The following is an 11,862-nucleotide window of genomic DNA, read 5'->3' as shown; positions in this document are numbered from 1 at the left end:
TCACCGCAGGTAGTCCATCAAGGAGGGCTGGATGACCTTGGCTGAGGCGGACAGCGCTGCACGGTAGGCCAGTTCCTGAGTCTGCAGCTCCAGTGCGACGGCGGCGAGGTCTGCGTCCTCGAGTCCTGAGCGTCGAGCCTCCAGGGTCACCTTCTGGCCTGCCAGTGCGTTCTCGACCGACAGCACGGAGGCGTGGGTGGCGCCTATGGTGGATTGGGCGGCGAGCACGCTGTTGAGCTTCTCGTCGATCTCGCCCAGCCGCGCGGACACTGGGTCTCCGGCTCGGAGAGCCTCGGCCAGCCCCTTCACCAGAGCAAAGACGCTGGTGGCGCCCTCGCCGAAGGCTGCCGCGCCGTCGGCGTCCACCCGCACCGTGGTGTTCTCACCCACGCGCCGCGTCACGGCGGAGTTGTCCACTCCGTTGAAGCTTCCGTCGGACTCGAAGGCGGCGGCGGCATCCGAAGTGCCGGCGAACACGCTGCGCCCCATGTACTGGGAGTTCGCCGCGTTCAACAGCTCACCGTGGAGATTGTCCAGCTGCACCGCGAGCGCCTCCCGGGCCGCCGGCGGCAGCACGCCCTGATTCGCGCCGGACATCACGACGTCACGGACCTGGTGGAGCAGGTCTGTGGCCGTGCTCAGTGCGGTGTCTGCAGTGGTCAGCCAGCCGTTGGCGTTGTCCACATTGCGGCTGTGCTGTTCGGCCGCTCGCTGCGCACCGCGCACCGCCATGGCTTCCGCCGCGGCACCCGGATCGTCGCTGGGACGGGAGATCTCCTTGAGCGTGGAGGCCTTGTCCTGGGTGGAGGCCAGGCGCTGCATCGCCGCCTGCAGGTTCCGCTGCGCCGCGGCAACGGTGGAGCCGTGGGTCACTCGAGTGATGGACATGGGTTCAGCCTCTCTAGCGTCCGACCACGCCGGTGCGGTTGATCAGGGTGTCGAGCATCTCGTCGATGGCTGTCAGCACGCGGGCAGCGCCCTGATAGGCGTGCTGATGGGTCACCAGTGCGAGGTTCTCCTCATCTAGGGAGACCCCGGCCTGAGACTGCTGCTGCTCCAGTGCCGAGACCAGCGCCATCGAGGCATTGACCGCGGACCGAGCGCCGTTCTGCACATTGGTGCCGGTGGAGATGACCAGCTGGGACCACAGCGCGTCGGGTCCGTCGCCGAGTTCCGCGAGGGCCGCCATCTTCGCGGCATTGGAACCATCGAGGGCCCCTGCCCCCGGGGCGCCGGCGGCAAGATCGTTTGCCCCTGCGGCGACCACGCGAAGGCTGGCGGCCGGTCGCGTGGGGTCGATGGCGAAGAAGGCGCCGCCGGGGGAGCCAGCAGTGGTGAACCCCTCTGCCTGAACTGCATTGACGCGGGTTGCGAGGTCTGTGGCGATGCCGTCGAGCGCCCGCAGCGTGACGGCAATGGGGCCGCCCGTGCCGTCGGCCTCGGCGGGGGCGAGCATCGCCAGGCGTCCGGAGAGCACCCCGGACTGGACATCGACCGTGCTGGAGGGATCGCCGGGCGCACGGTGGGCCCAGGAGAGCGCAGAGGCTTCGGCGTCCTGGGGGCGTGCACCGCCGGTGAGCTCCATGGCCCGGGCATTGGTTCCTGAGACCAGCGGGGTTCCACCCACGAGCACGTCGGCGGTGCCGTCGGGCTGCTGGCGGACGGTGGCGCCGGTGAGCTCGGCGAGTCGCGTGGTGAGCTGCGTGCGCTCGTCCATCAGCGAGTTGGCGTTGCCGCCGGAGGCAGTGGTGGAGCGTATCTGACCGTTCAGGGCGGCCACGCGCTGGGCGGTGGCATTGACCTCCGCCACTTCGGCGCTGAGCCCCCGGTGCTGGGAGGTCCACTGCTGGGTCAGTTCGCCGTGCAGCTGGCCCAGGTGGTCCGCCACCGCGGTCCCCCGAGCGATCACGACCGCGGCGGGCGCCTGTTCGCCTGGTTGATTCGCGACGTCGTCCCAGCCGGCCCAGAAGTCACTCAGCCGCGCTGAGAGACCGTCTGTCCCTGGCTCGCGGAAGCTGGCTTCCAGGGCCTCCAGCCCGGCGGCCACGGTTTCGGCCTGCCCGCTGATGCCAGCGGTGCCGCGGACCCGCGAGTCGAGCTGTGCATCCGCGAGCCGAGCGATCCCGGTCACGGTGACACCCTGCCCGGGCAGGGTCGGACCGGCGAGCCGACCGATGGAGGAGCTCGCCGTCACGGAGGAGGTCTCGACGCGCTGGCGGGTGTAGCCGTCCACGCCGACGTGGGCGATGTTGGCCCCGGCCGTCTCCATGGAGCGGCGGGCGGCGGTCATGCCCGTCCATGCGGTGTTCAATCCGCTGAATGTGCTCACGCGGTGTCCTTAGTCTTGGAGTGTCTCTGCCGTGCTGGGATGCTGCTCACAGGCTCGTGTCGAGCAGCCGGGGCCCCTTGTCCCCGTCGGGGCCCGAGGGGTCCGGATCCAGCGCGGCCAGTGATTCCTGCGCTGCACGCTGAGCTGAACGCAGGTAGGTGGAGTTCGTGTCGCGCAGCGAGGTGATGCTCGAGGCGGAAGCGCGCAGTGCGTGCAGGTGCTGGGTCAGCACCTCGCGCCAAGCAGGTTCGTTGACGGCGGCGGAGAGCTGGGCGAGGGTGACGTCATCGGGCAGACCCAGCTCAGCGGCCACCCAGGAGGAGGCCACGGCGCGGCTCAGCGAGGCTTCACGCAGCTTCTCCAGCACGGTCTCGATCTCGCGTGCGGCGTGACCCACCCACTGGGACTTCCCGGAGATGAGCAGGAGCTGCTGCTCCTCGAGTTTGAACTGGAGAAGGTCGAGCAGCTCACGTTCGCGCCACAGTCGTGTGGAGAGTGCATTGACAGACATGTCGGGTCCCCTGATTTCCATGTGTGACGGGTGACCGACGATGCCGCCGGGCCGGGTGCTCGGCAGCCCGCCACCAAAGTCTATCGGCGGTGTATCCGCGGCGGTTAGCTCCGGTGGGAAGTATCTTGGCGCACTCCGGCAGCAGAGTTTCCATACAGGTCATGTTCAGGTCATGGACTGGTAACGATCAGTCGGCTACTATTCGTTTCCAGAAGAAACTAAGGTTTTGATCACGGAGCATCCAGAAGGACGTTTCCTCGCAAGTTTCTTCGCCGCATGGGGGTGCGGTTCTAGCGTGAATTTTGGGGGACGTGGGCGGTGGATCACAACGCACGGAATGCACTTGTCGTGGAAAACCTGCCCCTGGTCGGCTACCTGGTCTCCGACCTGTGCGCAAAGGCCACTCATCTCTCTCGCGAAGACCTCACCTCAGTGGGATCAATCGCGCTTGTCACCGCAGCTGACGCGTTTGACCCGGCTCTCGGAGTGCCTTTCGGGGCCTACGCCCGCCGCCGGATCATCGGCGCCTTCGCCGATGACATGCGCTCAGCAGATTGGGCTGGACGTGGGTCCCGGAAAAAGATCCGTGAACTCAAGACCGTGGAAGAGACCCTCACCGCAGCACTGGGCCGCGCCCCGAGCGTGACCGAGCTCGCCGAGGCCCTGGGCCTGGAGGAGAAGGTCGTCGCCGCCACCCAGCAGGATGCCTCGCGCAGTGTGGTCGCGCTGGAATCCGATATGTCGGACTATCTGGTGACCGAGGGACGGACCCCTGAGCAGGAGCTCGTGGAAGCCGAACAGACGGCGATGCTGCGCACCGCCGTGGAGACGCTGCCCGAACGGATGCGACTCATCGTCTCGCAGCTCTTCTTCGAAGGCGCCACCGTCAAGGACATTGCTGCCCAGCTGGGGATCACCCACTCCGCGGTCTCCCAGCAGCGCTCCGAGGCGATGAGGCTGCTCCGCGACGGCCTGCAGACGCACTACAGCGCGACTGAGGTGCAGGAGGCTGCGCCGAAGGCGAGTTCCCGCCGGCGGGAACAATACCTGCAGGAGCTGGGGGAGCGGACCCTTGGTGGGATTCTGCAGCGTGCCCGCGAGCTGAAGCCAGCACCGCTCACCGAAGCCTGAATCTTCCAGGCGTGATCCTGACTCAAGCCTGAACCCCTCCATCGTGAACGGTGGAGAATCTTGATCCAGCACTAACGGCATGTTCATGGTGTGCCGATAAGGGTGTGTGGAGTCCATGGACGGACCCATCCCAGATACACACCCACTTTCATGGAGGAATCACCATGGGTATGCAGATCAACACCAACATCGCGGCGCTGAACGCTCACCGCAACCTCTCCAACACGCAGAACGATCTCTCCAAGTCACTGGAGAAGCTCTCCTCGGGTCTGCGGATCAACCGAGCAGCCGACGACGCCGCCGGCCTGGCCATCTCGGAGGGCCTGCGCTCCCAGGTCAACGGCCTCGGCGTGGCAGCCCGCAACGCGCAGGACGGCATCTCGGTCATCCAGACCGCAGAAGGGGCCCTGACCGAGGTCCACTCGATTCTGCAGCGGGTGCGCGACCTGACCGTGCAGGCTGGCAACGACTCGAACAACGCCGACTCGCGCGCGGCGATCCAGTCAGAGATCACCGCCCTTGGCGAGGAGCTCGGACGCATCTCCGAGGTGACCAACTTCAACGGCATCCAGCTGCTCAACGGCACGAGCGCGGAGCTGACGTTCCAGATCGGTGCGGGGGCGACTGCGAACGATCAGCTTGCGGTCGGCCTCACGGATCTCACCGACGTCGTGGCCGCGGTCCAAGGGGTGGCCATCACGGATGCAGCATCCGCCAACGCCGCCATCGGCACCATCGACACCCAGATCACCACAGTCTCCACCGCCCGTGCAGATCTCGGTGCTTCGCAGAACCGCTTCGAGTCCGCGATCAACTCGCTCAACGTGTCCCGCGAGAACCTCTCGGCTGCGGAATCCCGCATCCGCGACGTGGACATGGCGTCCGAGATGGTCAACTTCACCCGCTCGAACATCCTGTCCCAGGCCGGCACCGCCATGCTGGCTCAGGCCAACCAGTCGAACCAGGGCGTTCTGCAGCTCCTCGGCTGATCGGACCTCTCACCAGAGGATCCACTGATCGGTCCTAGACCGATGTGAGGTGGACTGGCCTGCCGCGTCGGCGATAACGCTCTGGCGGCACCTTGGCGCGGCAGGCTTTTCCCCACACCCCACACCCCACGCTTCACCCACACCAACAGGGAGACCCCCAGTGCCTATCGCGCTTCCCGGACTCGCCAGCGGGCTGGACTCCGCCGCGCTGATCGAGAGTCTCATGCAGGTCGAGGCCGTTCCGCAGCAGCTGCTCCAGCGCCAGGCCACCAAGACGAACACCTTCGTGGCCGCCCTGCAGGGTTTGAACACCCGTGTGGCCGCCAGCGCGGAGAGTTCGGCAGAGATCGCGAAGCCCGGCGCGCTGCGCGCCTTCACGGCACAGTCCAGCAATGACTCGGTCACTGCCGTCACCACCTCTGCGGCTGGAGCCGGAAGCCTCGACTTCACCGTGGAGAGCACGGCTGCACGCCATACTCTGGTCACGGATGCGGTCAGCGAGTGGGACACGACCGAGTTCAGCATCACCGCCGCCGACGGCACCAGCACCGCGATCACTGCCGATTCCACCAGCCTCGATGACGTGGTCACGGCGATCAACGCCTCCGGCGCCGGAGTCACCGCCGTGAAGATCCCCACCGGCGATGGTGCCCACCGGCTGCAGCTCTCTGCCGCCGCCACCGGAGCGCAGGGCGCCTTCACCCTCGGCGACAGCGCCACCGGGTCCACCATCACCAGCGCCGGAGCCGACGCCGCCATCACCCTCTGGGCCGGCACTGCGGCCGAGCAGCGCGTCACCTCCGCCACCAACACCTTCGAAGGGCTCATGCCCGGAGTCGACGTCACGGTCTCCGCAGTCAGTGCCGCACCGGTCACGCTGAGTGTGGCGCGGGACGCCGAGGCGGCAGTGCGCACCGCCGAATCCCTGGTCGCTTCGGTGAACTCGGTGCTGAGCTATATCCGCACCAACTCCAAGGTGTCCACTGGCAGCGACGGCAGCACGGCGGCCGGCATCCTCACCGGCGACAGCGCGGTCCGCAGCGCCCAGCAGCGGATGAGCGACGCCGTCGTCCGTCCCGTGGACGGCCGCTCGCCCTCGGAGATCGGGATCTCGGTGACCCGCGACGGGGCGCTGACCTTCGATCAGGAGAAGTTTTCCGCGGCCCTGGCCGCCGATCCCGCAGGCGTCGAGGCCACCGTGGCCCAGCTCGCCAGCCGGATCAACGGCGTCGCCGCGGATCTCTCCGATCGCTACGACGGTCAGATCACCCAGCGCATCACGGGTCAGGAGGGCCTGGCCAACAGGCTCACCGACCAGGTGGAGGCGTGGGATGACCGGCTCGCCAACCGCCGGGCCACCCTCGAACGCACCTACGCCGCCCTCGAGGTGCAGATGCAGAGTCTCAACTCCCAGATGGACTACCTGAGTTCGCAGCTCGCCTCGCTGCCGCAGGCAGCCTCCTCCCGAAGCAACTCCTGATCAGGACGTGATTGCAGAGATGTACGAGAACCTCAGCCGCGCGCGCAGCCAGTTCAACCGTGAAGCCATCCTCTCCGCCTCGCCGGCCAAGCTGCTCACCATGCTCTATGACCGACTGATGCTGGATCTGAACCGTGCCGAGGCGGCCCAGCAGCAGCAGAACTGGCAGGAAGCCTCCGCTCAGCTGGTCCACGCGCAGGCCATCATCGCCGAGCTCTCCTCCTCACTGGACACCGCGGTCTGGGACGGTGGACGCCAGCTGCAGGCGCTCTACAGCTTCGCCACGGCCGAGCTCATCGCCGCGAACACCCGGCGGGATCCGAGCAGGACCCGCAGCATCATCGAGATCTTCGAGCCGCTGCGCGCCACCTGGCACGAGGCCGCGGAGATCGCGCTGGTCTCCGAGCCGGCCGGGCAGCCGCGCGGGGTCCTCGGAGTCGGATAGCGCCGTGCCGGATGGATCTGAGCAGGACCTTCTAGGCTGGGAGCTCTACCTGACCAGGCTCGAGTCGTGGGCGGCGCAGCTGGGTCATCCCGCCGCTCAGCCCCAGGCCGAGGGGCGAGACGGTGAAGGTCCGGACCAGTCTGCTGATGTGCTGTCCCCGGAGTCGCCGCTCAGCGGCCCTCTTCCCGGGGAGCTCCAGGAACGGGCGCGTGCCGTGCTGGATTCACTCAACCGGGCGAGTGAGCGGACACGGATGGCCAGGCTCGACGTCGGACGCCAGCTCAGCGCCCTTCGGCAGGTCCCGCCTCGCGACTCCGGGGAAGCCCGATACCTCGATACCAGCGGCTGACGCCGAGGCAGCGCGGTTCTTCATACTCGCTGAAAGAATTCTCCGCAGAACCCTAACGCTGACGTGATGGCTGCCGACAGTGTCGGGTGAGCAAGGATTGCTTGTCCATTGAGGCCACGGATCGGCCGCTGTCGATTCAAGGTGCCCTGAGGGGGAGCAGTGTTCGATTCCGTGACCTCACGTGCGTTCTCCAGCGCGCTGGACGGTCTGGCCATGCGCCAACGCGCCATCGCCGACAACATCGCCAACGCCAACACCCCCGGATACCAGTCCCGCCGCGTCGCCTTCGAAGATGCCCTCGCCTCCTCCGTGCAGACCGGCGACGGCCAGGTGCAGGCCACCGAGGCCCGGTCCCTGGAACCCACGAGACTCAACGGCAGCAACGTCAATCTCGACACCGAGACGCTCGCGAACATCGACACGGTGCTGCGCTTCCAATTCGCAGCCCAGGCGGCCGGCGGCCAGTTCAACAGCATGCGCACCGCCCTGAGGAGCACCTGATGGCTCTGGACGCGATCGGCATCGCCGGCACAGCGCTGACCGTGCACCGCAAGTGGCTGGATTCCGTCTCGGACAACATCGCCAACGTCAACACGGTGCGCGCCACCGATGAGGCCGCCTTCCAGGCGCGCTATGTCAACGCCCAGGCCGATGCGTCCGGACAGGGCGTGCACGTGGCAGGCGTCGAATACGGCGACGCCGAAGGTCGGATGACCCACGAGCCGAACCACCCGCTGGCGGATGAGGACGGCTATGTGCGCTACCCGGACATCGACATGGCGGAGCAGATGGGCAGCCTCATCATGGCCCAGCGTGGGTACCAGATGAACGCCGCCGTGGTGGACCGCGCCAAAGAGACCTACCAAGCAGCACTGCAGATCGGACAGAACCGATGATCGAAGGCATCGCCCCCGCAGCAGGGGTCGCCGCCGTCTCCGGCACGGGATATGTTCCCGTGGCCGGCGCCGCAGCGGCCACCGGCCAGAGTCAGCGTGCCGAGGCGCCCGAGGGCAGCTTCGCCGCGACCCTCGGCGGAGCCATGGACGAGGTGCAGTCCCTGCAGTCCACCTCCCGGGACCTCGGCGTGAAGGCGCTGACCGGAGATCTCACTGACATGCACGAGGCCACACTGGCCTCCTCACGTGCCTCTGTGGCTCTGGAGATGGTCGCCACGGTCCGCAACCGCGGAGTTGAGGCGTTCAACGAGATCATGAGGATGCAGGCCTGATGGCGCAGGTCCCGGCCCCGCTCGCCCGCCTGGGTCAGCGGCTGCGCGAATTCACGATCGCCCAGCGCACCATCGCGATCATCGGCGTCGCCGTTCTGGTCCTGGGCGGCGTCGCGCTGAGCACCTATATGTCGCAGCCTCGAATGGCTCCGCTCTACAGCGGACTGGATCCCGCGGATGCCTCCGCGATCGTGGAACAGCTGCGCGCCGACGGCGTCCCCTATGAGCTCGCTGCCGGCGGAACCTCGGTGATGGTCCCCGAGGCGCAGGTCTACGACGCCCGGCTCAATGCCGCGGCCGATGGTCTGCCCAACGCGTCCACGGGTGGATACTCCCTGCTCGATGACATGGGGGTCACCTCCAGCGAGTTCCAGCAGAACGTCACCTATAAACGGGCGCTCGAGGGTGAGCTCGCCGGCACCATCGAGGCCATCGACGCCGTGGAGCAGGCCTCGGTCACCCTCGCCATTCCGGAGGAGACGGTCTTTGTGGACTCCGCCCAGGAGCCGACCGCCTCGATCTTCGTCCAGGAGGCGCCGGGCGCGACCTTCGGCGATGACCAGATCCAGTCGGTGGTCCACCTCGTCGCGGCCGCCGTCGATGGACTTGATCCCGAGAACGTCTCCCTGGTCGACGCCGAGGGAACGCTGCTCTCCGCGGTGGGAGTCGGTGCCGCTGGCGGGAGCACGCAGCAGGCGAGTGACTACGAGGAGCGGGTCAGCACCGCCGTCCAGACCATGCTCGATCGCGTGGTGGGCCGCGGGAATGCCACCGTGGCCGTGGCTGCGGACATGTCCTTGGAGTCCGCGGAGCGCCTCGAGGAGGTCTTCGAGGAGCCGCAGGACGCGCCTGCATTGACCGAATCCACCCGCACCGAGGAATATACCGGCAGCGGTGGGGGAGCGGCCGGCGTGCTGGGACCCGACAACATCGCCGTGCCCAATGAGCAGTCAGGGGAGGGAAGCTACAGCGCCGAGGAGTCCGACCGCAGCAACGCCGTGAACAAGGTCACCGAGAACAGGTCCATCCCGGCCGGGGAGCTGACCACTCAGTCGGTCTCCGTCGCCGTGGACGACGCCGCGGCGGCTGGACTCAACGTGGCCGACCTGACCACCATGGTCAGCGACGCCGCCGGCATCGATGAGGCCCGGGGTGATCAGGTCAGCGTCTCGGTGGTGCCGTTCAGCACGGCCGACGCCGACACCGCTGCCGAGGCGCTCGCCGCCGCGGAGGCCGCCGAAGAGGCCGAGCGTCGCGCCGCCTGGCTGCAGACCATGGCCATCGGCGGAGCCGCGGTGCTCCTGCTGCTCCTGGTCCTCGCCATCGCGCTGTTCATGCGCCGCAGTCGTCAATCCCGTGAACTGGTGGATCTCGGGGAGCCCTTCCCCACCGGTGAGCTCACTGCAGGTCGGATGGCGGCGCTGCAACCCACCGAGGAAGCGGCCTCCCCGGTGCTGGAAGCACCGGGAGACTACGCCACCGCATCGATTCCGCGCGTGGTCGCGGAGGAGCCCGCCGAATCCCAGCTGGCGGCATGGGACCCACGGGATCAGGCGCACAGCAAGCGCGCCGAACTCAACGGGCTGGCCTCGCAGGACCCGGCTCGCATGGCTGAGCACCTGCGGGCACTCATGGAGGAGGACGCACGAGTATGACTCCCTCTCCGAGCTCCACCGAGAACCTGACCGGGACCCAGAAGGTCGCCCTGGTGCTCATGCAGATGGAGCGCGCCCAAGCCTCGGAGGTGCTGCGCCACTTCTCCGAGTTTGAAGCCGACGAGGTGATCGCCGAGATCGTCCGGCTCCGCAGAGTTGATCGCGGCATCGCCGAAGAAGTGGTCACCGAGGTCTTCACCGCGATCTCCTCGGGGGCGCCGCTGCCCCGCGGCGGTCGCGACTTCGCGGCCGGACTGCTCAGCGACACCTTCGGCAGCGCGCAGGCCGATGCAGTGATGAACCGACTGGCCTCGACGATGGCCGGCAAATCCTTCGACTTCCTCGAGGCGGTCGATCCCCAACACATCAGCGTCCTGCTCGATGACGAGCTGCCGCAGACCGTCGCGCTCGTCCTGGCTCATCTGAAGCCAGACATGGCCTCCGCCGTGCTTGCCGGAGTCGAACCCGACCGACGCACCGATGTGGCCACCTGCCTGGCCACGATGGGTCCGGCCTCTCCCGACGCGGTCCGAACCGTGGCCGATGTGCTCAAGTCACGCATCGGGGCCGCCGTGGCACCGACCGAACCGCTGGCCGCCGTCGGAGGAATCGACCCGCTGGTGGAGATCATCAACCGCTCCAGTGTGACGGTGGAGCGGGAGCTTCTGGAATCGCTCACGGTCAAAGACAAAGACCTCGCCGAAGAGGTCAGGTCGCGCATGCTGACCTTCGCAGACCTGGTCCGCTTCGACCCTCGCGGTGTCCAGCGCGTACTCCGCGGGATCAACCCCTCGATCCTCGCGCTGGCGCTCAAGGGCGCCGCTGAGAACGTGGTGCGCGTCGTTCGCGAGAACATCACCGAGCGGACCCGGGAGATCCTCGATGCCGAGATGCGCTCGCTGGGGCCGGTGCGCATGTCCCAGGTGGATGAAGCCCGCGCCGAGGTGGTTCGAGTGATCCGCGAGCTCGAACAGGAAGGCGAGATCACGATTCAGCGTGTGGAGGAGGACACCCTTGTCGTCTGAGACCACGCTTCTCGCTGAGGGGACACAGCCCCTTCAGGCGAGGCTGTCCTCTGACGCCGCGCCGTTGGCAGACACCAACGGTGCCGAGGACCCGTCGGTGCGACTGCTGGACTTCGGGACCTACGGCCGTCCCAGACCTGCCGACGCCGTCTACGAAGGGGCCAAGACCCACGGATACGCGGCCGGCTATGCGGCAGGGATGCGTGCAGCAGCCGAGGCCGCTCGGCGCCAGCGCGAGCAGAGGCAAGCGTCCGCCCAGGCTGCCGCGCAGGAAGCTGCTGCCGAGCTGCGGACTGCGACCGCCGCGCTCAGAGCCGCGGCTCAGGCCTTCCACGGCGAGGTCGCCCCTGTGGTGATGTCAGCCCAGGAGACCCTGGTCGAGTCCGGACTGGAGCTCGCCGAGGAGATCGTGGGGACCGAGCTTGTCCACGGGGAGCACTCGGCCCGCGCTGCCCTGACCCGTGTGCTGAGTCAGCTGGAGCCGGCAGACGTGAGCAGAATCCGCATGCACCCGCAGACGGCGGCTCAGCTGCCCGAGGAAGCCGCCGCGCAGGCCGGGGTCCGTGTCATCCCCGATGCCCAGCTGAAGCCCGGCGACGCCGTCGCCGACCTTCCCGAAGGATTCCTCGACGCCCGGATCGGTACGGCGCTGCAGCGCTGCCGGGAGGCCCTACTGGCCCACCGCGCCCGGCAGGACCACGAAGGCCAGGGACGATGAGC

Annotated in this window: 14 protein-coding genes; 11 read left to right on the top strand and 3 right to left on the bottom strand. The window is 67.8% G+C overall.

The window, feature by feature from the left end; all coding sequences use genetic code 11:
* The 3 genes from flgL to H4W26_RS06140 are packed head-to-tail and all read right to left on the bottom strand — an operon-like array spanning position 1 to position 2,840.
* Positions 1-888 (bottom strand): flagellar hook-associated protein FlgL, encoded by an 888-nt coding sequence (gene flgL, locus H4W26_RS06150; protein WP_192591221.1) that lies wholly within the window; start codon positions 886-888, stop codon positions 1-3.
* Positions 889-901: 13 nt separating this feature from the next.
* Positions 902-2,329: a flagellar hook-associated protein FlgK gene (flgK, locus tag H4W26_RS06145; protein WP_192591220.1), complete on the bottom strand. Its 1,428-nt coding sequence runs from the start codon at positions 2,327-2,329 to the stop codon at positions 902-904.
* A 46-nt stretch (positions 2,330-2,375) separates the two neighbouring features.
* Positions 2,376-2,840 carry a flagellar protein FlgN gene (locus tag H4W26_RS06140; protein WP_192591219.1) on the bottom strand — a complete coding sequence of 155 codons (465 nt, stop codon included), beginning with the start codon at positions 2,838-2,840 and terminating at the stop codon, positions 2,376-2,378.
* 318 nt (positions 2,841-3,158) lie between these two features.
* Between H4W26_RS06140 and H4W26_RS06135 the strand changes: the two genes are divergently transcribed.
* The 11 genes from H4W26_RS06135 to H4W26_RS06085 all read left to right on the top strand — a co-directional run bounded on the left by H4W26_RS06135 (position 3,159) and on the right by H4W26_RS06085 (position 11,860).
* Positions 3,159-3,971, top strand: a complete 813-nt coding sequence (locus H4W26_RS06135) for a sigma-70 family RNA polymerase sigma factor (RefSeq protein ID WP_192591218.1) — start codon at positions 3,159-3,161, stop codon at positions 3,969-3,971.
* Positions 3,972-4,135: 164 nt separating this feature from the next.
* The gene (locus tag H4W26_RS06130; protein ID WP_192591217.1) at positions 4,136-4,960 is read left to right on the top strand and encodes a flagellin N-terminal helical domain-containing protein; all 825 of its coding nucleotides are present in this window, start codon (positions 4,136-4,138) and stop codon (positions 4,958-4,960) included.
* A gap of 160 nt (positions 4,961-5,120) precedes the next feature.
* Positions 5,121-6,440 carry a flagellar filament capping protein FliD gene (gene fliD, locus H4W26_RS06125; protein WP_192591216.1) on the top strand — a complete coding sequence of 440 codons (1,320 nt, stop codon included), beginning with the start codon at positions 5,121-5,123 and terminating at the stop codon, positions 6,438-6,440.
* A 7-nt stretch (positions 6,441-6,447) separates the two neighbouring features.
* Positions 6,448-6,885 carry a flagellar export chaperone FliS gene (gene fliS / locus H4W26_RS06120; RefSeq protein WP_318779786.1) on the top strand — a complete coding sequence of 146 codons (438 nt, stop codon included), beginning with the start codon at positions 6,448-6,450 and terminating at the stop codon, positions 6,883-6,885.
* A gap of 4 nt (positions 6,886-6,889) precedes the next feature.
* Positions 6,890-7,234 carry a hypothetical protein gene (locus tag H4W26_RS06115; protein WP_192591215.1) on the top strand — a complete coding sequence of 115 codons (345 nt, stop codon included), beginning with the start codon at positions 6,890-6,892 and terminating at the stop codon, positions 7,232-7,234.
* A 159-nt stretch (positions 7,235-7,393) separates the two neighbouring features.
* A complete protein-coding gene (locus H4W26_RS06110) occupies positions 7,394-7,735 on the top strand; it encodes a flagellar basal body rod protein FlgB (RefSeq protein WP_192591214.1) in 342 nt (113 codons plus the stop codon).
* Positions 7,735-8,130 (top strand): flagellar basal body rod protein FlgC, encoded by a 396-nt coding sequence (locus tag H4W26_RS06105; RefSeq protein ID WP_192591213.1) that lies wholly within the window; start codon positions 7,735-7,737, stop codon positions 8,128-8,130. Before H4W26_RS06110 ends, H4W26_RS06105 begins: the two co-directional genes overlap by 1 nt.
* Entirely contained in the window at positions 8,127-8,462 is a 336-nt protein-coding gene (gene fliE / locus H4W26_RS06100; protein WP_192591212.1) for a flagellar hook-basal body complex protein FliE, read from the top strand. The genes H4W26_RS06105 and fliE overlap by 4 nt, the downstream gene beginning before the upstream one ends.
* Positions 8,462-10,117, top strand: a complete 1,656-nt coding sequence (gene fliF, locus H4W26_RS06095) for a flagellar basal-body MS-ring/collar protein FliF (protein ID WP_192591211.1) — start codon at positions 8,462-8,464, stop codon at positions 10,115-10,117. Before fliE ends, fliF begins: the two co-directional genes overlap by 1 nt.
* Positions 10,114-11,142 carry a flagellar motor switch protein FliG gene (gene fliG, locus H4W26_RS06090; RefSeq protein WP_192591210.1) on the top strand — a complete coding sequence of 343 codons (1,029 nt, stop codon included), beginning with the start codon at positions 10,114-10,116 and terminating at the stop codon, positions 11,140-11,142. Before fliF ends, fliG begins: the two co-directional genes overlap by 4 nt.
* Positions 11,132-11,860 (top strand): FliH/SctL family protein, encoded by a 729-nt coding sequence (locus H4W26_RS06085; RefSeq protein ID WP_192591209.1) that lies wholly within the window; start codon positions 11,132-11,134, stop codon positions 11,858-11,860. The genes fliG and H4W26_RS06085 overlap by 11 nt, the downstream gene beginning before the upstream one ends.
* Positions 11,861-11,862: the final 2 nt, after the last annotated feature.

Source organism: Nesterenkonia halotolerans, from assembly GCF_014874065.1.
Taxonomy (GTDB): Bacteria; Actinomycetota; Actinomycetes; order Actinomycetales; family Micrococcaceae; genus Nesterenkonia; species Nesterenkonia halotolerans.
This window is presented reverse-complemented; position numbering and strand designations above follow the sequence as displayed.

Excerpts from the sequence above, each read along its gene's own strand:
- flgL (WP_192591221.1), bottom strand. The coding sequence starts at position 888 with ATGTCCATCACTCGAGTGACCCACGGCTCCACCGTTGCCGCGGCGCAG.
- H4W26_RS06140 (WP_192591219.1), bottom strand. The coding sequence starts at position 2,840 with ATGTCTGTCAATGCACTCTCCACACGACTGTGGCGCGAACGTGAGCTG.
- H4W26_RS06130 (WP_192591217.1), top strand. The coding sequence starts at position 4,136 with ATGGGTATGCAGATCAACACCAACATCGCGGCGCTGAACGCTCACCGC.
- H4W26_RS06105 (WP_192591213.1), top strand. The coding sequence starts at position 7,735 with ATGGCTCTGGACGCGATCGGCATCGCCGGCACAGCGCTGACCGTGCAC.
- fliE (WP_192591212.1), top strand. The coding sequence starts at position 8,127 with ATGATCGAAGGCATCGCCCCCGCAGCAGGGGTCGCCGCCGTCTCCGGC.
- fliF (WP_192591211.1), top strand. The coding sequence starts at position 8,462 with ATGGCGCAGGTCCCGGCCCCGCTCGCCCGCCTGGGTCAGCGGCTGCGC.
- fliG (WP_192591210.1), top strand. The coding sequence starts at position 10,114 with ATGACTCCCTCTCCGAGCTCCACCGAGAACCTGACCGGGACCCAGAAG.